Source organism: Hydrogenophaga sp. (assembly GCF_018780385.1).
Classification (GTDB): Bacteria; Pseudomonadota; Gammaproteobacteria; order Burkholderiales; family Burkholderiaceae_C; genus Hydrogenophaga.
In genome coordinates this window covers 34,227-58,030 of record NZ_JADMJO010000063.1, presented here as the reverse complement: position 1 = coordinate 58,030, position 23,804 = coordinate 34,227, and the positions used below count along the sequence as shown (strand labels likewise).

The window sequence follows — 23,804 nt, the reverse complement described above, 5'->3', positions numbered from 1 at the left end:
TTTCCATGTCACTGAGCCAACTCTCTTTCGATCTCGCCAGCCTGCAAGCCGCCTACCGCAGCGGCACCTCCGTGCGCGAGGTGATCGCCGAAGCGCTGGCACGTTGCCGGGCCGGCAACCACCATGCCTTCATCCACGTGCTGAGCGATGCGGAGGTAGCGCCCCATGTGGCGCGGCTCGACGGCGTGGACCCGGCCGGCCTGCCGTTGTTCGGCGTGCCGTTCGCCATCAAGGACAACATCGATCTGGCGGGCGTGCCCACCACCGCCGCCTGCCCCGAATTTGCCTACACGCCCACCGGGAGCGCGTTCCTCATCGAGCAGCTGATGGCCGCCGGTGCGGTGCCGGTGGGCAAGGCCAACCTCGACCAGTTCGCCACCGGCCTGAACGGCACGCGCTCACCGTATGGCGCGTGCCAGAACGCGTTTGATCCCGACTTCATCTCGGGCGGTTCAAGCTCGGGCTCAGCCGTCTCGGTGGCCAAGGGCTGTGTCACGTTCTCGCTGGGCACCGACACCGCCGGCTCGGGCCGCGTGCCGGCGTCGTTCAACAACCTGGTGGGCCTCAAGCCCACGCTGGGCCTGCTCTCGGGCACCGGCCTGGTGCCGGCCTGCCGTTCGCTGGACACGGTGTCCATCTTTGCGCTCACCGCCGCCGACGTGCAGGCCGTGCTGGGCGCGGCAGCCGCGTTCGACGCGGCCGATGCCTACAGTCGCCAGGCCCAGTCCTTCGGCGTGGATTTCTCACAAGGCCCGTTCCGCTTTGGTGTGCCGCGCGTGCAAGACCTGGAGTTCTTCGGCAACGATGCGGCCGCGAAACTGTTCGCCACCTCGGTGCAGAGGCTCAAGACCCTGGGCGGCACGCCGGTCGAAGTCGACCTCACGCCGTTTCTGGAAGCAGCCCGCCTGCTCTACGACGGCCCGTGGGTCGCGGAGCGCTATGTGGCCATTCAGGACTTCATCGACGCGCAGCCTGAGGCCGTGTTTCCCCCGGTGCGCACCATCATCGAAGGCGGCCGCAGCGTGACCGGCGCGCAGGCGTTTTCCGCGAGCTATCGCCTCAAGGCGCTCAAGCGCGTGTGCGACGCCGTCTGGGCCGACATCGACTGCCTGCTCACCCCCACCGCCGGCACCATCTACCGCATCGCGGAGATGCAGGCCGATCCGATCCAGCTCAATTCCAACCTGGGTCGCTACACCAACTTCATGAACCTGCTGGACTACAGCGCGGTGGCCGTGCCCTCGGGCTTTCTGGCCAACGGCCCGGCGCAATGCCTGCCCTGGGGTGTGACGCTGGCCGCGCCCGCGTTCAAGGACATCCCGCTGCTGCGCCTGGCTGACCGCTTCCACCGCGCCGAGACCTTCACGCTCGGCGCCACGCCCACGCCACTGGCCGGCACACCGGCCTGCTCCGGCCTGCCCTCGGGCGAGGTGGGCGCGGCCGGCAGCGGCACCGTGCGCGTCGCCGTGTGCGGTGCCCACCTGTCGGGTCTGCCGCTGAACCACCAGCTCACATCGCGCGGCGCTCGCCTCATTGGCAGCCCGCATTCGGCCCCCGAATACCAGCTGCACGCTCTGGCCGGCGGCCCGGTGCAGCGGCCCGGCATGGTGCGCGTGGCCTCGGGCGGCTCAGCCATTGCGCTGGAGGTGTGGGAAGTGCCTGCCGCACACTTCGGCAGCTTCGTGGCCGGCATCCCGGCGCCGCTGGGCATTGGCAAGGTGAAGCTGGCCGATGGCACCGAGGTGCCCGGCTTCATCTGCGAGGGTCAGGGCATCGCGGGCGCAACCGACATCACGCGCTTCGGCGGCTGGCGGGCATGGCTGGCGGCGGGTGCGCCGCGCTGACGCGAGCGATCACGCATCGAGGCGGCGCGCGGACGAAAAAAAACCAGACTCGAAAGTCTGGTTTTTTGTCAGGCCGGCAAGGCCTGAGCTGGCTTAACGCGGGCTGCGGCGGGCCATCGGGCGCGACGGAGCACCTTCAGGACGGCGCGGTGCGAATTCACCACCGCGCATGGCGCCGCGCTCGGCGTTGCCACGGTCGCTGAAGCCACCACGTTCTGCACCACGATCGCCACCCCGGTCACCCATGGGCTTGTCGCTGCGGCCGAAGCTGGAGAAACCGCCGGGCTTGGGGCCGAAGCCGGGACGCGCGGGTGCGCGGTCGGCGAAGTTGCGGCCGGCAGCGGGGCGCGTGTCGGGGCGGTAACCACCGGCTTCGCCACGGTTCTCGCCACGGTCGCCGAAACGGTTCTCACCGCGGTTGTCGAAGCGGCCTTCAGGACGCTGCGGCTCGGCACGGCCTTCGAAACGCGGGTCAAAGCGCGTGCCGGGACGGCTGTGGTCGACGCGAGGTGCCTCGGCGCGGGCTTCGAAGCGCGGTGCAGGGCCACCACGGCGGTCGTTGCCACCGAAGCGATCGTTGCCGCCAAAGCGGTCGTTCGGGCGGCCTGCCGGGCGGCCACGGCCGAAGGTTTCGGCCTGCGGTGCGCGCTGGCGTGGCTCCAGGCCGGTCACGGTTTCAACGTTGATGCGCTGGCGCGTGTAAGCCTCGATGTCGAAGATCTTGCGACGGTCGCGCACTTCGGCAAAGGTGATGGCCAAGCCATCGCGGCCGGCACGGCCGGTGCGGCCGATGCGGTGCGTGTAGTCCTCGGCCTTCATCGGCAGGCCGAAGTTGAAGACGTGGGTGATGGTGGGCACGTCGATGCCGCGGGCGGCGACGTCGGTGGCCACCAGGATCTGCACCTGGCCGGCGCGCAGCGCCATCAGGCGGCGGTTGCGGATGCCCTGGCTCAGCGCGCCGTGCAGCGCGACGGCCGAGAAGCCCTCTTGCTGCAGGTCGTTGGCGAGGCCGTCGCACTCGATCTGGGTGCTGGCGAACACGATGGCCTGGTTGATGCTGGTGTCGCGCAGCCAGTGGTCGAGCAGCTTGCGCTTGTGGTCGGCGTTGTCGGCCCAGAACAGCACCTGCTTGATGTTGGCGTGCTGCTCTTGCGGGCTGTCGATCTGCACCTTCTGCACGTGCTTGCCACTGTCGTGCATCACGCGCATGGCGAGCTGCTGGATGCGCGGCGCAAACGTGGCGCTGAACATCATGGTTTGGCGGCGCTGGCTGGTGAGGTCGTTGACTTCGGCCAGGTCGTCGGAGAAGCCCAGGTCGAGCATGCGGTCGGCTTCGTCAACCACCAGGAACTGCACTTGGTCGAGCTTGAGCTGCTGCGAGCGCTGCAGGTCCAGCAGGCGGCCGGGCGTGGCCACCACGAGGTCGGCGTTCTGCAGCTTGGCGATCTGCAACTGGTAAGGCATGCCGCCCACCACGTTGGCCACGCGCAGGCCACGGCAATGGCGCACCAGGTCGATGGCATCGTTGGCCACCTGTTGGGCGAGTTCGCGCGTGGGGCACAGGATCAGGGCGCCGGGGGTGGCGGCCTTGAAATTGCGCGAGCTGGTCGGGTCCTTGCGCTTGGGCGCCTTGGGCGGTGCTTCGCCGCGGGCCAGGGCTTCGGCGGTCAGGCGTTCGCGCTCGGCACGTTCCTTGGCGTCGGCATCGGCACGCTGTTGCAGCAGGGTGTGCAACACGGGCAGAAGGAAGGCGGCGGTCTTGCCGCTGCCGGTCTGGCTGGAGACCATCAGGTCGGCAAAACGCTGCTCGCCTTCGGCCAGCATGGCCTTGGGAATCACGTTGTTCTGCACCTGGGTGGGCTGCACATAGCCGAGGTCGGCACAGGCCTGCACCAGCTCGGGTGCCAGACCCAGCAGCTGGAAGCCGTTGGGTGCTGCAGGCACTTCAGGCTGGGTGGCCTCATGGGTGTCGGTGGAAGAAATCTCTGCGTCGATGTCGGCAGAGAGGATTTCAGGCGTGAAGTCGCCCATCGTTTCAAAAGAGTCGCTCATGTTCGTCCATGCGCCAAAAAAATGCGCAATTGATCGAATGAAGACGCTGGGAAGGACAGCCGACCCGCAAGGGGTGGCCGCTCCATGGCGCTAGATCCGTTCGTGGTTACAAAACATCAACCATCAAACGGTCTACGCGCCTGGGGTCACTTGGGAAGAATCCTGTGACGCTGGGAGCGAATGGTCCCCATCCGTTGGCCAGGCTCGGAAGAGTCTGGCGGGTGTTGCGGTCCTTGGAGGACTGCGCCACCGATTGCAATCGGGGGGCCTGTGTGTGAGGCAGATGCACAAATCATCGCAGTTGCCTGCGAAGCCGCTGATTATAGCCTGAAGTTGAGGGAAAACCCTGAACTGATTTTCGGGCTCAGTTCAGAACAGCTCTGACGATGTAGAAAAGGATGGCAGCCAGCACCGCCGTGGCGGGCACGGTGATGATCCACGCGGCCACGATGCGCATGACGGCCGAGCGTTTGACGATCTCCTTTTTGATCGCCTTCTTCATGGCCCGCTGTTCCTTCTTCGCAAGGAAGGCGCCCTCGGCGGTTTCGGTCGCCTCGCGCTGCTTGGTGCGGCGCTTCATCTCGGCCAGCATGCGCGTCTTCTCCTGCACCTCGGCCGCTTCAAAGCGGTGCAGGTAAGCCTCGACCTCGGCGCGGTCGGCGCCCTGGTGGCCAGAAAACACCACCACTTTCATCTTGGCGTAGTTCACCTTGAGCAATTCGCGCAGGAAACCCACGCCGAACACTCCCCCGATGGCGATGTGGGTGGTGGACACGGGAATGCCGAGCTGCGAGGCGGTGATGACCGTGATCGCCACGGCCATGGCGATCGCGTAGGCGCGCATGTTGTCGAGCTCGGTAATTTCGCGGCCCACGGTGCGAATCAACTTGGAGCCGTAGAGCACCAGGCCCACCGACAGCCCCAGCGCGCCGATCACCAGGATCCACAACGGCGAGACAGCCGCGCCGGCGACCGCGCCGCCTTGCAAGGCTTCGTAGATGCCGGCCAGTGGCCCGACGGCATTGGCCACATCGTTGGCGCCATGGGCGAAGCTCAACAGTGCGGCCGAGCAGATCAGCGGCCAGGTGAACAGGCGGTTGACGCCGTCCTTGCCGCTGCGCTGGCGAGAGGCCAGCCGTGCAAAGGGTTTGCGGGACAACCACCAGACCACCAACGCCAGAACCGCACCGGCCAGAAGCGCCTCGAGGAACCCGATGGTGAGCAGTCGGCCCATACCCTTGAGAAGCATGAAGGTGGTGTATGCCCAGACCATGAGCGCGATCAGCAAGGGCACCACGCGTCGCGCGGCATCTGTCCTGTCGCTGCGGTAGGTCACGCTGCGCTTGATGACATAGAGGAAGCCCGCGGCCAGCGCGCCGCCCATGAGTGGTGACACCACCCAGCTCACGGCGATGGAGCCGACGTTGTACCAGTTGATCAAGCCCCAGCCGCCGGCGGCAATGCCCGCGCCCATGATGGCCCCGATGATGGAGTGGGTGGTGGAAACGGGCGCTCCCAGCGCGGTCGCCAGATTGAGCCAGAGGGCCGCGGCCAGCAGCGCGGCCAGCATGACCTGGACGTAGGTGTCTGCGTCGGTGAACTGGCTGGCGTCGACGATGCCGCTCTTGATCGTGTTCACCACCTCGCCGCCAGCGACGATGGCACCCAACGCCTCGAACAGCGCCGCCACCGCGAGGGCCGCGCCCATGGTCATGGCGCCCGAACCCACCGCCGGCCCCATGTTGTTCGCCACGTCATTGGCCCCGATGTTCATGGCCATGTAAACCCCGACCGCTGTGGCCACGACGAGCAACCATGTGGCCGCCGGAGTCAAGCCCGCCGAAGTACTCCCCATGACGTGCGCGCTGACCCCGACCAACCCCAGGAACAGCAGCGCGGCACCCAGTTGCAGAGCGTCCTGGTGCTTGGCGATGAAGCGGAAAGCGGCGTTTTTCCCCATGGAAATCAGCGCAGGAAATGCGTGCGGTAATGCTCCAGCTCGTCGATGGACTCGTGCACATCGGCCAGCGCGGTGTGCTTCTGGTGCTTCTTGAAGGCGTCGTACACCTCGGGCCGCCACCGCTTGGCCAGCTCCTTGAGCGTGCTGACATCAAGACACCGGTAATGCAAGTACGCCTCGAGCTTGGGCATGTACTTCACCAGGAAACGGCGGTCCTGGCTGATGGTGTTGCCACACATCGGCGAGCCGCTGCGGGGCACGTACTTGCCGATGAAGGCCAGCAGCTCGGCCTGCGCCTGCTCTTCGGTCACGGTGCTGGCCTTGACCTTGTCGATCAAGCCGCTCTTGCCGTGCGTGCCCTTGTTCCAGTTGTCCATGGCGCCCAGCACCGCGTCGCTCTGATGGATCACGAGCACCGGGCCTTCGATGCGTGGCGTGAGCTGCGGGCCGGTGATGATCACCGCGATCTCCAGCAAACGTTCCTTTTCGGGGTCCAGGCCACTCATCTCGCAGTCGATCCAGACCAGGTTCTGGTCACTTTTGGCGAGGGTGGGGGTGTCGGTGGCGGCGGGGGCCAGGGCCGTGTCGGCCGGAGTGGGGGCAGAAGTCATGCCCGGATTTTCACCGATCGGCCGGACACCCCTGAAACATGGCGGTTCGACCAAGCCCCCGACGGCATGCGGCAGCGGCCGTCTTCGATAGACTCCACCCCATGGACACCGCATCTCTCGCCTTCACCGCCCTCTTCTGCGCCTTGCTGGTGTTGGGGTTGGTCATCCGCACCGTGCTCGCGAGTCGGCAGATCCGCCACGTGGCCCGCAACCGTGGCACCGTGCCGGCCGCGTTCAGCGACACCATTTCAGTGGCCGCCCACCAGAAAGCCGCCGACTACACCATCACCAAGACGCGCTTCGGCCTGCTGGAGATCGCCATCGACGCCGCGTTGCTGATTGGCTGGACGTTGCTGGGCGGCCTCGACTGGCTCAACCAGGCCCTGCTGGCGGCGCTGGGCGGTGGCATGGTGCAACAGCTGGCGCTGCTGGGATCGTTCGCCGTCATTGGCGGCCTGATCACACTGCCCTTGGGCTGGTACGCCACGTTCCGCATTGAAGAACGCTTCGGCTTCAACAAGATGACGCTCTCGCTCTGGCTGGGCGACTTGCTCAAGGGCACATTGGTCGGCGCGCTGATCGGCCTGCCGATCGCAGCGCTCTTGCTGTGGCTCATGGGCGCGGCAGGCCCGGCGTGGTGGCTTTGGGCCTGGGGCGCCTGGATGGTCTTCAACCTTCTTGCGCTGGTGCTCTACCCGACGGTGATCGCGCCCCTCTTCAACAAGTTCGAACCTTTGTCCGATGAAACCCTGAAGGCCCGCGTGAATGCACTCATGCAACGCTGCGGCTTCGCCGCCAAGGGCCTGTTCGTGATGGACGGCAGCAAGCGCAGCGCCCACGCCAACGCCTACTTCACCGGTTTTGGCGCGGCCAAGCGCGTGGTGTTCTTCGACACCCTGCTCAAGCAGCTCAGCCCCGAAGAAATCGACGCCGTGCTGGCGCACGAGCTGGGCCACTACAAGCGCCGCCACATCATCAAGCGCATCGGGCTGATGTTCACACTGAGCCTCGCCGGTTTCGCGCTGCTGGGTTGGGTGTCCAGCCAGGCTTGGTTCTTCACCGGTCTGGGCGTCATGCCTTCTCTGGACGCGCCCAACAACGCATTGGCGCTCATCCTGTTCATGATGGTCGTGCCCTTGCTCACCTTCTTCCTCTCGCCCCTGATGGCGCAGCTCTCGCGCAAACACGAGTTCGAGGCCGATGCCTACGCCGTGGCTCAGACCAACGGCGCCGATCTCGCCAGCGCGTTGCTCAAGCTCTACAAGGACAACGCCAGCACGCTCACACCCGACCCGGTGTACGCGCGCTTCTACTACTCCCACCCGCCGGCCAGCGAGCGCCTGACGCGCCTGCAAGCCGCTGCTTGAAGAACCCATGAACCCCATCCACCAGAACCGCCGCGCCCTCTCGGCCACCGAAATCGTGAGCCAGCTCACCCAACTCAACGGCGAATCCGTTCAGGGCTGGAAACTGCTCGAGGGCTCGTTGGAGAAAACCTTCACGTTCGCCAACTTCCACGAGACCATGGCCTTCGTGAACGCGGTGGCCTGGATCGCCCACCGCGAGGACCACCACCCCGACCTGACCCTGGGCTACAGCCGCTGCACGGTGCGCTTCAACACGCACGACGTGGGCGGCATTTCGGTGAGCGACTTCCATTGCGCGGGCGCGGTGGACGCGCTGCAGAAGGACTGATGGCCGATCTCCAGACCGGTCTGGTGGTGGCGGCCCACGGCCGCCACTGCATGGTGGAAAGCACCGACGGCGAACGCCGCATCTGCCATCCCCGGGGCAAGAAGAGTCAGGTGGTGGTCGGTGATCAGGTGCAATGGCAGATCACCGGCGACGAAGGCAGCATCGAGCGCGTGGACGAGCGGCGCAACCTGTTTTACCGGCAGGACGAGATGCGCACCAAGTCGTTCGCCGCCAACCTCGACCAGGTGCTGGTGCTGGTGGCCGCCGACCCCGAATTTTCCGAAAGCCAGCTCGCGCGCGCCTTGATCGCCGCGCAGGCCGAGCGCATCGAGGTGCTGATCGTTCTCAACAAGAGCGATCTGCAGCCCGCCTTCGACCGCGCCTGGGCACGGCTGGACCCCTACCGCCGCATGGGTTGCACGGTGATGCCGCTTCGACTCAAGGCAGAAGGCCAGGACGCTGGTGGGGACGATGGCCTCGATGCCCTGCAACAGAGCCTGGCCGGCAAACGCACCCTCGTGCTGGGTCCGTCAGGTGTGGGCAAGAGCACCCTGGTGAACCGGCTGGTTCCCATGGCCAAGGCGCTCACCGGCGAAATCTCGCGCGCGCTGAACTCGGGCAAACACACGACCACCAGCACCACCTGGTATTGGGTGGACGAAGCTCGCAGCACGGCACTGATCGACTCACCCGGGTTCCAGGAATTTGGACTGAACCACATCGAACCCATGCAGCTAGCGCACCTCATGCCCGACCTGAACGCGACGCTGGGCAGCTGCCGCTTCTACAACTGCACCCACCTGCACGAGCCGGGCTGTGCGGTGGTCGCGCATGTGCAGACGGGTGGTGCCGAAGTGACCGGGGGCGATCCGCTGGCGATCAGCGAGAACCGGTACCGGCTCTACCGAGAGCTGTTCGCCGAGCTGTCGGACAAGCGCAAGTACTGAGGCAAGTACTGAGCAGGCTCAGAAGCGCGCGAGCGTGACCAGCGCGAGCAGCAGCATCCACAGCACCACGGCGCGCCAGACCAGCCCCACGACGCTGCCCAGGTGCGCCAGTTGCGGCTCGGGTCGGCTGCCCGGATCACTTTCGTCGATCAGCAGTGTGGGGTCCGGTTGCGGTGTGAGGCGCACGTTGAGTGCGCCTGATGTGGCCGCCAGGACCACGCCGTCGCTGCCTGGCGCAAACCGCTCGGCATCGCCGCGCCAGCTGGCCACGGCTTCCTCGAAATTGCCCACCACAGCAAAGCCCAGCGCCGTCACGCGGGCGGGCACATGGTCGACGAAGGCCCAGGCGCGTGCAGCCGCTTGTTGCAAGGCCAGGCTCGGTGTGCCATCGGGGCGTGCGCGCCAGTTGCGCGACAGGTATTCGGCCGAACGGTAGAACACCGCGCCAGCGGGCCCCAACCCCAACGCCCAGAACACCACAAAACACACCAGCACACCGAATACATGGCGGTGTGCAGAGAGCACCGAGTGTTCGATCACCTGGCGCAGCAACTCGCTGCGCGGCAGGCTGGAGGCATCAACCCGAAGCCAGGCCGCGAGCTTCTCGCGCGCCAGCGCATCGTTGCCTTCTTCAAGCGCGTTGCGGATTTCGCTGAAATGGTGACTGAACTGGCGAAAGCCCAGCGTCACATACAGCACCGCCACCATCCACACAAAGGCCAGCACCGAGCTGAACCACCACAAGCCCCAGTGCACCAGCGCAACCAGAATTGCGGGCACCCCCACGGCCAGCCCCCAGGCCACCCAGCCGTGCGAGGACTCACCCGCATCGAGGTTGCGGCGAACCGTGCGGGACCAACCGCGCAGCGCGGCGTGCACCACGTTGTCGTAGGCCAGTGGACGCGCCTGCTCCAGCAGCAAGGCAATGAGGATGGCGAAAAAACCCATGGGCCGATCATAGTGGCCTGCGCGGCGCAGACCAGCGAAGCGGATCAGGCGCTGAGCAGGCGGTAGAAGTTGCGCAGCATGCCTGCGGTGGCGCCCCAGATGAATCGCTCCTGGTCCCCGTCCTGGTAAGGCATGGAGTACCACTCGCGCACCACGCCTTCGAAGTCGAACGCATGGCGGCGGTGGTGCAGCGGATTCATGAGGAACGACAGCGGCACTTCGAACACGTCGTCCACCTCGTCGGGGTTGGGCAACAGCTCGAATCCCGGCTGCACCAGTCCCACCACCGGCGTGACGATGAACGAGGTGCCCGTGACGTACACGGGCAACGTGCCCAACACCTCGATGCGTTCCGGTGGCAAACCGATCTCTTCAAACGTTTCGCGCAACGCGGCCGCCGTGGCATCCGCGTCGGTGGCATCGAGCTTGCCACCGGGCAAGGCGATCTGACCTGAATGTGTGGAGAGGTGGGCCGTGCGCTGGGTCAGCAACAAGGTGAGCTCGTCGCGCATCACCAACGGCAGCAGTACAGCCGCATGGGCGGGCGCGCGGTCGGCAAATTTGATCTCACGCACCAGCTCGGGCGTCCAGACCGGAGGGTTGGCGAACAGCTCGCGCAGCCCGTTGGCGGTGAGGCGCTCGGGATGGGCAGGGTGCGTGATTTCGTCGGCGTTGACGATGGGCACGAGACGCGGATCGAACGCGGGCAGGAGTTGGGTCATGTGAGTCACAGCATAGCGACATGCCCCACGCTCCGCCTTGGGGCGGCCCGGCGTTGAAACCAGACGAAAAAAAGCCGCTCCGAAGAGCGGCTTTCGTATCGCGGTGCACGCGAAGGCTTATGCGGCCTTGCTGCCCAGCTTTTCCTTGATACGTGCCGACTTGCCGCTGCGATCGCGCAGGTAGTACAGCTTGGCACGGCGCACGTCACCACGGCGCTTGACTTCGATTTTGGCGATCAGCGGGCTGTACAGCGGAAAGGTGCGCTCGACGCCTTCACCGTTGGAGATCTTGCGCACGATGAAGCTGGAGTTCAGGCCACGGTTGCGGCGGGCAACCACCACACCTTCGTAGGCCTGCAAACGCTTGCGGGTGCCTTCGATCACGTTCACGCTGACGATGACCGTGTCACCGGGGGAAAACGGCGGAATGACTTTGCCGAGGCGAGCAATTTCTTCTTGCTCAAGGGTCTGGATGAGGTTCATGGTTTCCTGTTCGTCGATCATTCCCGCGCTGCACTAAAGGCCACGAATCCGGCAGGGGCCCTGTCCAACCTGTTGCAGACATTCTGCTCGAGGATTGCGGGCTGACCCGGTCGCGGCGGCCGGTAGAGGATCGAAAAGCCTTGGATTATAGCAATCCCTGGGCGCGCAGGAAAGTCAGGTCCGCGGCATCGAGCAAACCCTGCTCCCGGGCGCGTGCCAGGAGGTCCGGCCGCTGGTGGGCGGTGATCCTCAGGCTCTGCTCGCGGCGATGCCGTGCGATGCGCTCGTGGTGACCACCCAGCAACACCTCCGGCACAGGCATCGGGCCCTTCGGCCCCTGCCAGATTTCCGGGCGTGTGTGGTGCGGGCTGTCGAGCAGGCCGTCCAGCGCGGGATTGAAACTGTCTTGCTGGTGGCTGCCCTCATCGCTCAACACGCCAGGCTGCAGGCGCGCCACCGCATCGAGCAGCGCCATGGCGGCGATCTCGCCCCCCGAGAGCACAAAATCGCCCAGACTGATCTGCAGGTCGACACAGGCGTCGATGAAACGCTGATCGATGCCTTCGTAACGTCCGCAAAGCAGTACCGCGCCCTGGCTGCCCGACCAGCCTTCAACACCAGCGTGGTTGAGCGCCTCGCCGATGGGAGAGAACAACACGACAGGGGCTCGGTCGCCTTCAGGTTTCGCCCGCTCAGCGCGCACCGCCTGCAAGCACTGCCACAGCGGCTCGGCCATCATGACCATGCCGGGGCCGCCTCCAAACGGACGGTCGTCCACGCGTCGGTAGTTTCCCTCGGCGAAATCGCGCGGATTCCACAGGTGCACATCCACCAGACCTGACTCGAAGGCGCGGCGGTTGATGCCGTGCTGCAGGAAGGGAGCGAACAGCTCAGGAAACAGGGTGATGACGTCGAAGCGCATCAGGGGGGACCTAATAGTCCAGTTGCCAGTCGGCTGTGATGCGGCGTTTCACCTTGTCCACATCGTCGATGTAGGCGGCCACAAACGGAATCATGCGTTCGGCCACTTGTTCAACACCGTCGATGGTGTCGGTGTATTCCAGGACCAACACGGAATTGGGCCCGGTGGCCATGAGGTCACGCACCACGCCCAGAGGCACGCCTTCGCGGTTGACCACTTCCAGGCCGATCAGGTCGACCCAGTAGTACTCACCCTCGGGCGTGGCGGGAAAGGCGCTGCGCGGCAAATAGAGGCGAACACCCTTGAGCGCTTCGGCCGAGTTGCGATCGTTCACACCTTCGATCTGGGCAACCAGACCATCGGTGTGAGGCTTGACCTCAACAAGTCCAACGCTCACGCAGCCGGAAAACGCCGAAAAGCCGCGCGCGAAGCGGGCTTCGGGCGGCTCGAGGAACCATTGTTGGGAAGCGATCAGTGCCGAAGTGTCGGCACTGTAGGGAAGGATTCGAACCCAACCCTTGATGCCCCACGCGTCTTGTATGCGCCCCAACTCGACCGCATCGGTCGGTAGGGACGACGCCGCGAAGGCGCCAGACGCGGGGCTGCTCACCGGGCGGTCAGCAGGATCAGGCCGCGACCTTGGCGGCGTTCTGCTTGACCAGACGCTCCACCGTGTCGGACGGGGTGGCGCCCACGCCGGTCCAGTAGGTCAGGCGGTCCAGCGCGATACGCAGGGGCTCTTCGCCGCCGCGTGCCAGGGGGTTGTAAAAACCGATGCGCTCGATGAAGCGGCCATCGCGGCGGTTGCGCTTGTCTGCAACGACGATGTTGTAGAAAGGACGGGCTTTGGAGCCGCCGCGGGAAAGTCGAATGACGACCATGATTTATCCTTCGGGTGGAGAGGTGCCGAAATTGGCACATCACTGGATCTTGCGATCCGCTTATCTGCAGCGCTTGAGACACACGACTGACCACCCGGTCAGCGAAACGCCACGAAACCCGCGATTATAGCCCGTCTGGTGGCCACCACGGTCACCGACTCCACCCTGTTCGTCCTGAAACGCCCCATGCCCACGATTCGCCCCAGCCGAGACGACGATCTCGACGCCATCACCCGCATCTATGGTCACCATGTGCTGCACGGCACCGGCACCTTTGAAACCACGCCGCCCAGCCTGGCCGACATGACCACGCGCCGCGCCGACGTGTTGTCCAAGGGCCTGCCCTGGCTGGTGGCCGAAGACGGCGGCCAGGTGGTGGGCTTTGCGTACGGCAACTGGTTCAAACCCCGGCCGGCCTACCGCTTCTCGGTGGAAGACTCGATCTACATGGACCCGGCTGCACATCGCAAGGGCCTGGGCCGCGCACTGCTGGCCGAGCTGATGGCCGCGCTGGAACGCGGTGGTGTGCGCAAGGTCATGGCGGTGATCGGCGACTCCGCCAACGCGGGTTCCATCGGTGTGCACAAAGCGCTGGGGTTCGAGACCGTGGGCGTGATTCAGTCGTGTGGCTGGAAGTTCGACCGCTGGCTGGACATCGTGCTGATGCAGAAAACACTGGGTGCGGGCGACACCACGCCCCCCGAAAGCGCCGCGTGATCGGCCGAGGCAAGAACAAGACGCTGGCCGCGGTGCTGGCGGTGCTCGGAGGCACGCTCGGGCTGCACCGCTTCTACCTGCGAGGCCCGGGCGACTGGATTGGCTGGTTGCACCCGATTCCCGCAGCCCTGGGCTGGTGGGGCGTGGACCGCGTGCTCACCTACGGGCAGGACGACAAGCTCTCGTGGGTGCTGATCCCGCTGCTGGGCATGACCATTGCCGCGGGTTGCCTCACCGGCATCGTCTATGCGCTGACCGATCGCGAAAAGTGGAACCGCTGGTTCAACCCGACGCTGCCGGCGGACGCCAGTGCCGGCGCCACCCATTGGCTCACCATCGGGACACTGGTGCTCGCGCTGCTCATGGGCACCGTGGCCTTCATGGGCAGTCTGGCGTTCGGCTTCCAGCGCTACTTCGAATACCAGATCGAAGAGGCCCGCAAGATCAGCCAATGACTTTGGCTCACCCCCGCGCCGCGCTGTCGCGCGTCACCCCCTCAGGGGGCAACACCTGCGGCCCGGCAAAGCCGGTTCCGCGGTGTTCTGGCTTGAAACTGCTGCCGCCGACAAGGCTGTCGTGCATCAGGTCAGCCAGGACATGGCAAGCATGAAAAAGCTCAGGGTGAATAGCGACACCAGCGTGGTCATGCCCATGCTGGCGGTGGTGAGCTCCTGAGCCACGTCGTAGCGCTGCGCAAACAAGAACACGTTGGCGCCGATGGGCAGGGCGCCGGCCACCACGATCACGGTCAGCGGCAGACCGGTGATGCCCAGCGCCCAGGCGCTCAGGCCCACCATCACGGGCAGCAGGAGGTTCTTGGACAGGGTGATCCACAACGCGTCCCGCAGGTGTCCCCGCAGCGGGGTGCTGGCCAGCGTCACACCCATCAACACCAGCGAGAGCGGGCCGAAGGCGTTGCCCAGCAACAGCAGGGGTTTGTCGATCACCGAGGGCAAGGCCCAGCCGGTCTGGGAGAACAGCAGGCCGCTGATGATGGGCAGGGGAATGGGGTGGATGAGCGCTCCTTTGATGGCCGAGGTCGCTGTTTGCAGAAGATGCGGCGCACGTTCACCGCCCGCGCGCGCCTCGCGCGCCACGGCCAACTCCAGCACCACTGAGCCGGTGGTGAGCAGGATCAGCGCATGCACAGACACCAGCGTCAAGAGCGTGACCAAACCGGCCTTGCCATAGGCCAGTTCGACCAGCGTGATACCGATCATCACCATGTTGGAGAACACCCCGGCCATGGCCATGACCACGCTGGCGCGGTTGAAGCCGCGCCAGGCGATGGATACCGCCAGCAGCAACAACGCGGCGGGGAAATACGCCAACACCGGTCGCAGGTCGAGTTCTTCGAATCGCACCGCGCTCATGGTGCGAAACAGCAGCGCCGGGATCAGCACGAGGAACACGAGGTTGGAGAGGTCCTTCACCGCGGCGTCCCGGATCCATTGCAGCCGCCCGGCGAGGAAGCCGATGGCCATCAGGAGAAAGACGGGAGTGAGGGAAGCGACGGCGGGGTGGGCAGCAAGGTTCACCCGCCGATGGTATCCGCGCTAGGGAACGCCCACCGCGTTGGTGATGCGGTAGTACAGACCGTAGGGATCGTTCTGCAGCACATGAAAGGTGCCCTCGACCACCACCGCTTCAAGCTTGTATTTCACCGGCGTCTTCGTGCGCACCTCGACCATGCTCTCCGGCCCGCCGGGCGTGCAGAAGCCGCAGGTGAGAGGCACCGAGGCGAGCAGGAAATGGCGCTGGTTCTCGCCCGGCTCCAGCGGCATCATGAAACCCTGCAGGCGCAGCGTCTTCTGGTTGAGCGCGGCCACCGGCGCGGGATACACCGGCACGATCCGCTTTTTCTCCACCCGGGTGGTGATGTCGGTGAGGGTGGACCAGGCCACCACGTCGGTTCGCTTGGGCAGCGGCGCAAACGGACTCAGCGGGCTGTGCACGCCAGCGCCCCGCCCGTGTGGCAACGCCGAGCCCTCAGACGCATTGGCGGGCGGCGGGGTGTCCGGTGGCAGCGGTGAACTCAGCGTCTGCGCGGACACGCCCACCCCCATGGCGCTGCTCAGACACAGGCCACTGAAGAGGTTTCGCATCGGCATCGGTTTCATGGTGCTTGCTCGGGGTGTCAATGGGCGTGACGCATGCCACAGTATTTACCCAGTGCGAGACCCTTGCAGGCGGCCTGGAGTTCCTCCATGCAGACCTTTTCGCCTTTGCCGGCTTCCAGGCACTTGGCAGCGCCTTCGTGCGCAGCGGCCATGCCGCGGTGGCGCTGGATGTCCTCCTTCGTTTCCTTGTCGGAATGTTGGGCCATGGCGGCACCGGACAGGAGCACGGCGGTCAGGAACAGAACGGTTTTTTTCATCGAGATCACCTTGAATTGAGAAGTTGAGAAACGTCGACACGGTAGGCACTGACGACCGGCACCAGCGCCGCCACCACCGCCACCCCCAGGGCCAGCACGGGAACCCAGCCCTCGGCCGGAACCCATTGCCAGCCATTGATGGCCAGCGACTGGCTGTCCATCAACATGGCACCCAGCAGCACCACCAGGCCATGCGCCACCAGCACGCCGAGCACACAGGCCAGTGCAGCCAGCCACAGGGCTTCGCACAACAGCAACGCGGCCACACGGGCCGCCGGAGCGCCCAGCATGCGCAGCATGGCGAGGTCGCCCCGGCGCTCGCGCACCGCGCTCCACAGGGCAATGAAGACCGAGAGGGCGGCCACGCCCAGCAGCACGGCAGCAAGGCCCTGGAGCATTTGTGTACCCACGCCCACCATGCTGAGCAGCCGCGTGATCTCCAGCGCCGGTGCGGCAGCCTGCATGGACGTGGTGCTGTTGATGAAACGCGGGAAACTCACCGCGGCCATCGGAGTGTTGTAGGTGATCAGCGCCAGGGTCACCTCGCGCTCATCGGCCAGCGCTTGGGCAAGTTCAAGGCGTTCGGCCTCGTCCATGCCGTCGCCCGCGTGCATGTCGTCGTGCACCTGCCAGACCGATTCGGTGGCGGTGAGCACCAGCCGATCGAGCACGCACCCGCAAGGCGCGAGCACACCGCTCACGGTGTAGGGCGTTTCGCCGTGCATGGCGCCACCCGCACCCAGGCCGTGGACGCCCTCGAAGGCCTGACCCGTTTGCAAACCGGTGCTGCTGGCCACCTGGGCGCCCAGCACCGCCTGCATCGGCCTGGACCACAGGGCTCCCTCGGCCACTTTCACGCCATAGTGCTCGGCGTAGGCTGGCGTGGTGCCCACGATGCGGAAGCCCTGCAGGTTGTCGCCCAGGCTCAGCGGGATGACTTTGGCCACCTGCGGGTGCTGCGCAAGCCGCTGCACCTCGGCCAGCGGGATGTTGCCCGGCGGCACGTCGATGTGGAACACGCCCGAGAGGATCAACTGCATCGGGCTGCCCTTGGCACCGACCACCACATCGATGCCGGCGAGGTCGCGCTCGAAGGCGCGGTCGATCTGGTCGCGTGCAATCAGCACAAAGGCCATCGAGGCCAGGCCGAGGGCGAGCAAAAGCAGGTTGAGCACGGTGGCGAGCGGGCGCGACCACAGATAACGCCACGACAGGCCGAACACGTTCATGCGGCGACCTGCACAGCGGCATTGAACTCAAGCAGGCGTGCCTGCGGCAACGCCTGCAACACCCGCGCATCGTGGGTGGCGATCACCAGCGTGGCGTTCAATCTGCTCGCGCAAGTGCTCAACAGGTTCAACGAAGCGGCGCAGGCCTCGTCGTCCAGGCTGGCGGTGGGCTCATCGGCCAGGATCACACCGGGGTGCAGCAGCAGCGCGCGGGCCAGCGCAACGCGTTGCGCCTGTCCGCCCGAGAGTTGCGAAGGCCGGCGCGTTGCAAGTGCCTCAATGCCCAAGGCCTGCAAGGTTTGGGCGACGGTGGCCCGGTCCACCGGCAGGCCTGCAGCAAAGAACACCAGCCCCAGGTTGTCCACCACCGACAGGGCTTCGCTCAAGTGCAGTTTCTGCGGCAGGAAGCCGATGTGCCGCGCACGCCAGCGGTCGCGCGCGTTGGCAGGCAATGCACCCACCGACTGCCCGCTCACCACCACCTCACCCGCTGTGGCCGTGAGCAGGCCACTGGCCAGCGCCAGCCAGGTCGACTTGCCGCTGCCCGAGGGCCCGCGCAAGAGCAGCGTGCCACCCTGCGCCACCGACACATCACCAAACCGCAGCGGCTCGCCACGCGGGTAGGTGTATTGCAGGCCGTGGCTGTGAATCACGGGGCGGACTCCGAACAGTCTGCGCAGGTGCCATGGATCGAGACGTCCATCCGCTCGCCGTGGTGCCCGAGCCTGGCCAGCGCCGCGAACAGATCGTGAGTCACGGCCCGCGTGGGTTCGCTGGCTTCCGTGAGCCGGAACTGCCGGTGGCAGGCGTCGCATTCGAAGCGCGGCAGTGCGCCCTCTTCCACCGCCGGCGACGCAGGCAGGACCAGGCTGAAACGCCAGGTGCGCGCCTGCTCGTCGGTGTGGCGCTGCAACACGCCGCAGGCAGCCAGGCGCTCAAGCAGGCGGTAGAGGGTGACGCGGTTGATCTCCAGGCCGCGCGCGGTGAGCGAGGCGAGCGTCTGCGCGTGGGTCAGCCCGCCAGCGGGCCGGGCCAGAAACAGGCCGAGCACGGCGCGGGTGGCCAAGGTTCGGCGCAGGCCCGCGGCTTCCATCCGAGACTGAACCTCAGGTGGCACACCATTGAGCGCGAGGCGGGTGCGAAGGGACACGGCAAGCTTTTCCAAATTAATGCAACCCAGTTGCGTTCGTGCGGATATTAACGCAATTCAGTTGCAATACGAGGCGCATAGCTACACTCCCCGGCCACACCCCATCACTTGCGCCGGAGTTCGTCTTGCCCACCACCCACCTCCTGCTCGCCCTGTCGGTGGTTTTTGTCTGGGGCACCAATTTCGTGGTGATCCGCTGGGGGCTGGACGGCCTGCCGCCGTTCCTGTTCGCCACGTTGCGCTTCGCGCTCTCGGCTCTGCCCTGGCTGCTGTTCATTCCCCGCCCCACGGCGCCCTGGCGCAAGCTCGCAGCTTTCGGCGTGTTGCTGGGGGTGGGTCAATTCGGCCTGCTGTTCCTGGCGATGCGCAGCAGCATCTCGCCGGGGCTGGCATCGCTGGTGGTGCAGCTGCAGGTGTTCTTCACCATCGGCCTCTCTTTGTGGCTCATGGGCGAGCGCGTGCGGGGTTTCCAGATCGTCGGGCTGCTCCTCGCGCTCTGCGGCCTGGGCGTGATCGCAGCCAACCTCGACGCCACCGTGACGATGGCGGGCATCGGCATGGTGTTGGGCGCGGCGTTCTTCTGGTCGCTGGCCAATCTGGTGGTGAAGTCGCTGGGGCCGGTGAACATGCTGCACTTCATGGTCTGGAGCAGTCTGTTCGCGGTGCCGCCGTTGTTCGCCTTGTCGTGGTTCATTGAAGGGCCTGAACTCATGCGCTCAGCCGTGGAACAGGCCGGTGGTCTGGTGTGGGCCAGCGTGCTGTGGCAGGCGGTGGGCAACACCTTGTTTGGCTACGGCGTGTGGAACTGGTTGCTCGCGCGTCACCCGGCTGCCACGGTGACGCCTCTCGCGTTGCTGATCCCGGTGTTCGGTATGGGTGCGTCGGCCTTGTCGCTGGGTGAGTCACTTCCCGGCTGGAAGCTCGGTGCTGCGGCGCTGGTGCTTCTCGGTCTGGCGGTGATTGTTTTGTGGCCTCGGTGGCGGCCTGGGCGGTGATGGTTTCCCCCGGCTGAAGCGGTCATCGGAGTGGGGGCGCACGGCTCCGCGAATGTCCCCCGGGTCGGCTACGCCGTGCGTCCGCGAGCCCGCGAGGTGCAGGCAAAAAATGCCCGAAAGAAGCCGGGAAGAAACTACTTCGCCAACCGAGCAAAGGTCTTGCGAAACTTGGCCACCTTGGGTGCTGCGACGGCCATGCAGTAGCCCTGGTCCGGGTTGCGCTCGAAGAAGTCCTGGTGGTAGTCCTCGGCGGGCCAGTAGTTCTCCAGGGCCAGCACCTCGGTCACGATGGGCCGCCCGAATGCATCGTCCTTCGTCAGTTCGGCGATGATGGCCCGGGCCTCGGCCTCCTGCTCAGGCGTGGTGAAGTAGATGCCGCTGCGGTACTGCGTGCCCACGTCATTGCCCTGCCGGTTGGGCGTGGTGGGGTCGTGAATCACGAAGAAGATTTCCAGGATTTCGCGCGTGCTGATGACGGCCGGGTCGTACACCAGCTTCACCACCTCGTTGCAGCCGGTGCGGCCGGTGCAGACGTCTTCGTAGTTCGGCCGTTCGGCCTGGCCGTTGCTGTAGCCGGACTCCACGTCGGTGATGCCGCGCACTTCTTTGTAAACGGACTCGGTGCACCAGAAGCAGCCGCCGCCGAGCACGAGGGTGGATGGGGTTTCGATGATGACTCCTGCTGTGGGCTCACTGGGCGTGGAGCCACTCGCGCAATTCTCCCAGATGAGCCGTCAAGGCAGCGAGCAGGGTCTTTTCGTGGCACTGCCCGCGGTCAAGCTCGTGCAAACGCCAGCGCCGCGTCCACCATGCGCCGCAGATGCGGCTGGATGCCGGCCGCGACCTCGGGCAGGTAGTCGAACGGCATGGCCTCCTGCATGTAGCTGCACTGCGTCATTTCCAGCTGGATGGCGTGGATGTTCTGCGCAGGCTGGCCGTACTGGCGGGTGATGTAGCCGCCCTTGAAGCGGCCATTCAGCACGGCTGTGTGGCCCGTGGCGGACTCGGCGATGGCCAGCAGCGCGGCCGACAAGGTGGGGTCGCAACTCGTGCCATTGCCGCTGCCCAGGTTCAGATCCGGCAGCTTGCCGGCGAAGAAGCGGGGCAGCACCGAGCGGATCGAATGCGCATCCCACAGCACGGCCTTGCCATGCACGGCTTTCAGTCGGGTCAGTTCGGCCTGCAGCTGCTGGTGGTAGGGCTGCCAGATGCTGTCGCGGCGCTCGGCGATTTCGACATCGGTGGGTACGTCCTGCGGGTCGCGGTACAGCGGCTGGTTGTCGAAGTCGTCCACCGGGCACAGGCCGGTGACGCTCTGGCCCGGGTACAGGCTGGCGCCCGATGGGTCGCGGTTCAGGTCGATCACGTAGCGCGAATGCGTGGCGATCAGCAGCGAGGCGCCGAGTTCTTTGGCGAAGCCGTACAGACGCTCCAGGTGCCAGTCGGTGTCGTGCACCTGCCGGGCCGTATCGGTCAGGCGCAGGGCGAGTGCCGGCGGCACGTGGGTGCCGACGTGGGGCATGGAGATCAGCAGGGGTTGAGTGCCTTGGTGAAAGTGGAAGGCTTGCATTTCAGATTTTTGTCAATTGGCGGCGGGCGGCTGTGAATGCGGCGGCGGCTTCCTCATGCAGCGGGTGGCTGCCGCCGTGGGTGCGCTGCCGGCCGCCGACCCAGACCGCGTCGAGTGCCGATGTGCGGTGGCTGGCGAAGACGTGGGCCGACAGCATGTCGGGGGCGCCGAGTCCGGCCAGCGCCAGGTGCTGCGCGTCCAGCACGCAGAAGTCGGCTTGTTGGCCAACCACCAGGCCGTGGGCCGCCCGGCCCGAGGCTTGCGCGCCGCCGGCCACGGCTTGCAGCAGGGTGGCGCTGGCAACCTGCGCATGCTGGGCATCGGCGAGCACATTGCGCTGGCGGAACTGCAGGCGCTGGCCGTATTCGAGCAGCATCAGTTCCTCTGCCGCGTTGACGCAGGCGTGGCTGTCCGAGCCCAGGCCCCAGGCGCCGCCCGCAGCCTGCCAGCGCGGCATGTCGAACAGGCCGTCGCCCAGGTTCGCCTCGGTGCTCGGGCAAATGCCGGCGACCGCACCACTGGCGGCGGCACGCTGGTATTCGGTGTCGCTCATGTGGGTGGCGTGGATGAGACACCAACGCGCATCGACGGGAGCGTGGTCCAGCAGCCATTCGACCGGGCGCTGGCCGCTCCAGGCCAGGCAGGCATCAACTTCGGCGGTCTGCTCGGCGATGTGGATGTGCACCGGGGCGCTGGCGTCGAGGGAGTGCAGCCCGGCAACGGCCTCGCGCAGGCTCTCAGGCGGCACGGCGCGCAGCGAGTGCGGCGCCATGCCGAGCCGAGCACCTTGGGTATCGCACAGCGGCTTCAGCGTTTCCAGCAGGCGCAGCATGGCAGCGGTGGATTGGATGAAGCGGCGCTGCCCTTCGTTCGGCGGCGTGCCGCCAAAGCCGCTGGTTTGGTACAGCACGGGCAGCAGGGTGATGGCGATACCGGCCGTGTGCGCGGCGCGCAGCAGGGCCTTGGACAGTTCGGCAGCGTCGGCATACGGCGTGCCGTCGGCGCTGTGGTGCAGGTAGTGGAATTCGCAGACGGAGGTGTAGCCGGCTTCGAGCATTTCGATGTACAGCCAGGTGGCGATGGCCTCGACCTGCTCGGGCGAAAGCCGGGCGGCGAACCGGTACATCAGCGTGCGCCAGCTCCAGAAACTGTCTTGCGCAGCGCCGCGGAATTCGGTGAGCCCGGCCATGGCGCGCTGGAAGGCGTGGCTGTGCAGGTTGGGCAGGCCGGGGATGAGCGGGCCGGCGACCTGGGGGGCGTTGCCTGGTGGGCTGTGGGGTGTGACGGCTGTGAGTTGACCTTGCGCGTTCCATTGCAGCAGAACATGGCGGGCCCAGCCGGTGGGGAGCAAGGCATCTTGTGCAAAGAGAGTGTTCATTAGGTACCTTCGCTCTTCGAGCTGCGGTGCGAGCTAGCTTGGGAACGGCCCAGCGCGGCGCTCATTGGGGTACCACGCCCAGGGTATCCAACGCCACCCTCCCCTGCCGGACAACCGTGCGCCCCGGCTGCTGCCCCAGCCAATACACCAGCTCTGCGGGCTCCGCCACATCCCACAGCACAAAGTTGGCCGGCCGCCCCATGGCCAGCGCCCCATGGGTGTCCTGCAAGCCCAGCGCTCTGGCCGCGTGGGTGGTGATGCCGGCCAGCGCCTCCTGCACCGTCAGGCGGAACAGCGTGCACGCCATGTTGGCCATCAGCAGCAAACTCAAGGCCGGCGAGGTGCCGGGATTGTGGTCGGTGGACACCGCCATGGGCACGCCCGCGGTGCGCAAGGCCGCGATGGGCGGCACGTGCGTGTCGCGCAGCGTGTAGTAGGCGCCCGGCAGCAGCACCGCCACGGTGCCCGCCGCTCGCATGGCGGCTATGCCCTCTTCAGAAAGATGCTCGATGTGGTCGCACGACAGCGCGCCGTAGCGCGCCGCCAGCGCCGAGCCGCCCATGTCCGACAACTGCTCGGCATGCAGCTTGACCGGCAAGCCCAAGGCCTGCGCGGCTTTGAACACCTGCTCGGTCTCGGCCAGCGAAAACGCAATGCGTTCGCAGAACACGTCGACCGCATCCACCAGCCCCTCGGCCGCCAGCGCAGGCAGCATCTCGTGGCACACGAGGTCGATGTAGTCCTGGCTGCGTCCCGCGTACTCGGGCGGCAGGGCATGCGCGCCGAGGAAGGTGGTGCGCACCGTCACACCGTGGTCCAGTCCCAGGCGACGCGCTACCCGCAGCTGTTTGCGCTCGTGCGCCAGGCTCAGGCCGTAGCCGGATTTGATCTCGATGGCACAGACGCCGTCATTCAACAACTGCTTCAGGCGTGGCGCGGCCTGCGCGTACAGGTCGTCTTCGCTGGCTGCGCGCGTGGCCTTCACGGACGAGACGATGCCGCCGCCGGCCTTGGCCACTTCCTCGTAGCTGGCCCCCGCCAGGCGCATCGCAAACTCATTCGCGCGCTGGCCGCCGTAGACCAGGTGCGTGTGGCAATCGACCAGGCCCGGCGTGGTCAGCGCGCCGCGTCCGTCGAAGCGGGGCAAGCCAGCGAACGCCGCAGGGAGTGCCTGCGCACCGCCCATCCACGTGATCTGGCCGTGCTGTACCGCGAGGGCGGTGGGGGCCTCAGCTGTGTCGCCGGCCCATGCACCGGGCGCCAGATGCAGGTTGTGCCAGACGCCATCGGCGCCAGGGAGAGAGATTGGGAGCATGGGCATCA

General features: G+C 66.2%; 26 protein-coding genes. 7 read left to right on the top strand and 19 right to left on the bottom strand.

Translation table 11 applies throughout. From position 1 onward, the window contains the following. Positions 1-5 precede the first annotated feature (5 nt). The gene (gene atzF, locus IV113_RS18585; RefSeq protein ID WP_291088020.1) at positions 6-1,844 is read left to right on the top strand and encodes an allophanate hydrolase; all 1,839 of its coding nucleotides are present in this window, start codon (positions 6-8) and stop codon (positions 1,842-1,844) included. Between the two features lie 93 nt (positions 1,845-1,937). On the opposite strand, the gene IV113_RS18580 is transcribed toward atzF, so the two are convergent. From IV113_RS18580 to orn, 3 genes are all read right to left on the bottom strand, one after another. After that, positions 1,938-3,896 (bottom strand): DEAD/DEAH box helicase, encoded by a 1,959-nt coding sequence (locus tag IV113_RS18580; protein ID WP_291088017.1) that lies wholly within the window; start codon positions 3,894-3,896, stop codon positions 1,938-1,940. A gap of 364 nt (positions 3,897-4,260) precedes the next feature. Further along, a complete protein-coding gene (locus tag IV113_RS18575; protein ID WP_291088014.1) occupies positions 4,261-5,856 on the bottom strand; it encodes an inorganic phosphate transporter in 1,596 nt (531 codons plus the stop codon). A gap of 5 nt (positions 5,857-5,861) precedes the next feature. Further along, entirely contained in the window at positions 5,862-6,467 is a 606-nt protein-coding gene (orn, locus tag IV113_RS18570) for an oligoribonuclease (RefSeq protein WP_291088012.1), read from the bottom strand. 101 nt (positions 6,468-6,568) lie between these two features. Here orn and IV113_RS18565 point away from each other — a divergent pair, with 101 nt between their 5' ends. The 3 genes from IV113_RS18565 to rsgA are packed head-to-tail and all read left to right on the top strand — an operon-like array spanning position 6,569 to position 9,109. After that, entirely contained in the window at positions 6,569-7,834 is a 1,266-nt protein-coding gene (locus tag IV113_RS18565) for a M48 family metallopeptidase (RefSeq protein WP_291088009.1), read from the top strand. A 7-nt stretch (positions 7,835-7,841) separates the two neighbouring features. Beyond that, positions 7,842-8,162 carry a 4a-hydroxytetrahydrobiopterin dehydratase gene (locus tag IV113_RS18560; protein ID WP_291088007.1) on the top strand — a complete coding sequence of 107 codons (321 nt, stop codon included), beginning with the start codon at positions 7,842-7,844 and terminating at the stop codon, positions 8,160-8,162. After that, complete coding sequence (gene rsgA, locus IV113_RS18555) at positions 8,162-9,109, top strand: ribosome small subunit-dependent GTPase A (protein WP_291088004.1); 948 nt, start codon at positions 8,162-8,164, stop codon at positions 9,107-9,109. Before IV113_RS18560 ends, rsgA begins: the two co-directional genes overlap by 1 nt. A gap of 18 nt (positions 9,110-9,127) precedes the next feature. On the opposite strand, the gene IV113_RS18550 is transcribed toward rsgA, so the two are convergent. From IV113_RS18550 to rpsP, 6 genes are all read right to left on the bottom strand, one after another. Next, on the bottom strand, positions 9,128-10,057 hold the full coding sequence (locus IV113_RS18550; RefSeq protein WP_291088002.1) for a CobD/CbiB family protein: 930 nt from the start codon (positions 10,055-10,057) through the stop codon (positions 9,128-9,130). A 44-nt stretch (positions 10,058-10,101) separates the two neighbouring features. Beyond that, positions 10,102-10,779: a CoA pyrophosphatase gene (locus tag IV113_RS18545; protein ID WP_291088000.1), complete on the bottom strand. Its 678-nt coding sequence runs from the start codon at positions 10,777-10,779 to the stop codon at positions 10,102-10,104. Positions 10,780-10,896: 117 nt separating this feature from the next. Next, positions 10,897-11,262: a 50S ribosomal protein L19 gene (gene rplS / locus IV113_RS18540; protein WP_056276479.1), complete on the bottom strand. Its 366-nt coding sequence runs from the start codon at positions 11,260-11,262 to the stop codon at positions 10,897-10,899. 145 nt (positions 11,263-11,407) lie between these two features. Then, positions 11,408-12,184 carry a tRNA (guanosine(37)-N1)-methyltransferase TrmD gene (gene trmD / locus IV113_RS18535; protein ID WP_291087998.1) on the bottom strand — a complete coding sequence of 259 codons (777 nt, stop codon included), beginning with the start codon at positions 12,182-12,184 and terminating at the stop codon, positions 11,408-11,410. A gap of 10 nt (positions 12,185-12,194) precedes the next feature. Next, positions 12,195-12,794, bottom strand: coding sequence for a ribosome maturation factor RimM (gene rimM, locus IV113_RS18530; protein ID WP_291087996.1), 600 nt, complete (start codon positions 12,792-12,794; stop codon positions 12,195-12,197). Positions 12,795-12,810: 16 nt separating this feature from the next. Continuing rightward, on the bottom strand, positions 12,811-13,065 hold the full coding sequence (rpsP, locus tag IV113_RS18525; protein ID WP_291087994.1) for a 30S ribosomal protein S16: 255 nt from the start codon (positions 13,063-13,065) through the stop codon (positions 12,811-12,813). A gap of 186 nt (positions 13,066-13,251) precedes the next feature. On the opposite strand from rpsP, the gene IV113_RS18520 reads away from it, so the two are divergent. Both IV113_RS18520 and IV113_RS18515 read left to right on the top strand, forming a co-directional pair. After that, positions 13,252-13,782 (top strand): GNAT family N-acetyltransferase, encoded by a 531-nt coding sequence (locus IV113_RS18520; protein ID WP_291088054.1) that lies wholly within the window; start codon positions 13,252-13,254, stop codon positions 13,780-13,782. Beyond that, entirely contained in the window at positions 13,782-14,237 is a 456-nt protein-coding gene (locus IV113_RS18515) for a TM2 domain-containing protein (protein WP_291088051.1), read from the top strand. The genes IV113_RS18520 and IV113_RS18515 overlap by 1 nt, the downstream gene beginning before the upstream one ends. Positions 14,238-14,363: 126 nt before the next feature. Here IV113_RS18515 and IV113_RS18510 read toward each other — a convergent pair whose 3' ends face one another. From IV113_RS18510 to IV113_RS18485, 6 genes are read right to left on the bottom strand one after another with little or no spacing between them, the layout of a single operon-like run. Then, positions 14,364-15,320 (bottom strand): AEC family transporter, encoded by a 957-nt coding sequence (locus IV113_RS18510; RefSeq protein WP_291087992.1) that lies wholly within the window; start codon positions 15,318-15,320, stop codon positions 14,364-14,366. An 18-nt stretch (positions 15,321-15,338) separates the two neighbouring features. After that, a complete protein-coding gene (locus IV113_RS18505) occupies positions 15,339-15,893 on the bottom strand; it encodes a DUF3299 domain-containing protein (protein ID WP_291088049.1) in 555 nt (184 codons plus the stop codon). Positions 15,894-15,919: 26 nt separating this feature from the next. After that, the gene (locus IV113_RS18500) at positions 15,920-16,159 is read right to left on the bottom strand and encodes a conotoxin (RefSeq protein ID WP_291087990.1); all 240 of its coding nucleotides are present in this window, start codon (positions 16,157-16,159) and stop codon (positions 15,920-15,922) included. Between the two features lie 5 nt (positions 16,160-16,164). Continuing rightward, positions 16,165-17,388 carry an FtsX-like permease family protein gene (locus IV113_RS18495; protein ID WP_291087988.1) on the bottom strand — a complete coding sequence of 408 codons (1,224 nt, stop codon included), beginning with the start codon at positions 17,386-17,388 and terminating at the stop codon, positions 16,165-16,167. Next, the gene (locus IV113_RS18490) at positions 17,385-18,041 is read right to left on the bottom strand and encodes an ATP-binding cassette domain-containing protein (protein ID WP_291087987.1); all 657 of its coding nucleotides are present in this window, start codon (positions 18,039-18,041) and stop codon (positions 17,385-17,387) included. The genes IV113_RS18495 and IV113_RS18490 overlap by 4 nt, the downstream gene beginning before the upstream one ends. Next, positions 18,038-18,538 (bottom strand): Fur family transcriptional regulator, encoded by a 501-nt coding sequence (locus tag IV113_RS18485; RefSeq protein WP_291087984.1) that lies wholly within the window; start codon positions 18,536-18,538, stop codon positions 18,038-18,040. Before IV113_RS18485 ends, IV113_RS18490 begins: the two co-directional genes overlap by 4 nt. A 125-nt stretch (positions 18,539-18,663) precedes the next feature. Here IV113_RS18485 and IV113_RS18480 point away from each other — a divergent pair, with 125 nt between their 5' ends. After that, positions 18,664-19,533 carry an EamA family transporter gene (locus IV113_RS18480; RefSeq protein ID WP_291087981.1) on the top strand — a complete coding sequence of 290 codons (870 nt, stop codon included), beginning with the start codon at positions 18,664-18,666 and terminating at the stop codon, positions 19,531-19,533. Positions 19,534-19,667: 134 nt separating this feature from the next. Here the strand turns inward: IV113_RS18480 and msrA are convergent, their stop codons facing one another. From msrA to hutI, 4 genes are all read right to left on the bottom strand, one after another. After that, a complete protein-coding gene (gene msrA / locus IV113_RS18475) occupies positions 19,668-20,183 on the bottom strand; it encodes a peptide-methionine (S)-S-oxide reductase MsrA (RefSeq protein ID WP_291087978.1) in 516 nt (171 codons plus the stop codon). 125 nt (positions 20,184-20,308) lie between these two features. Then, positions 20,309-21,103 carry an N-formylglutamate deformylase gene (hutG, locus tag IV113_RS18470; protein ID WP_291087977.1) on the bottom strand — a complete coding sequence of 265 codons (795 nt, stop codon included), beginning with the start codon at positions 21,101-21,103 and terminating at the stop codon, positions 20,309-20,311. 1 nt (position 21,104) lies between these two features. Continuing rightward, on the bottom strand, positions 21,105-22,481 hold the full coding sequence (locus IV113_RS18465) for a formimidoylglutamate deiminase (RefSeq protein ID WP_291087974.1): 1,377 nt from the start codon (positions 22,479-22,481) through the stop codon (positions 21,105-21,107). A 61-nt stretch (positions 22,482-22,542) separates the two neighbouring features. Then, positions 22,543-23,796 (bottom strand): imidazolonepropionase, encoded by a 1,254-nt coding sequence (gene hutI, locus IV113_RS18460; protein WP_291087972.1) that lies wholly within the window; start codon positions 23,794-23,796, stop codon positions 22,543-22,545. Positions 23,797-23,804: the final 8 nt, after the last annotated feature.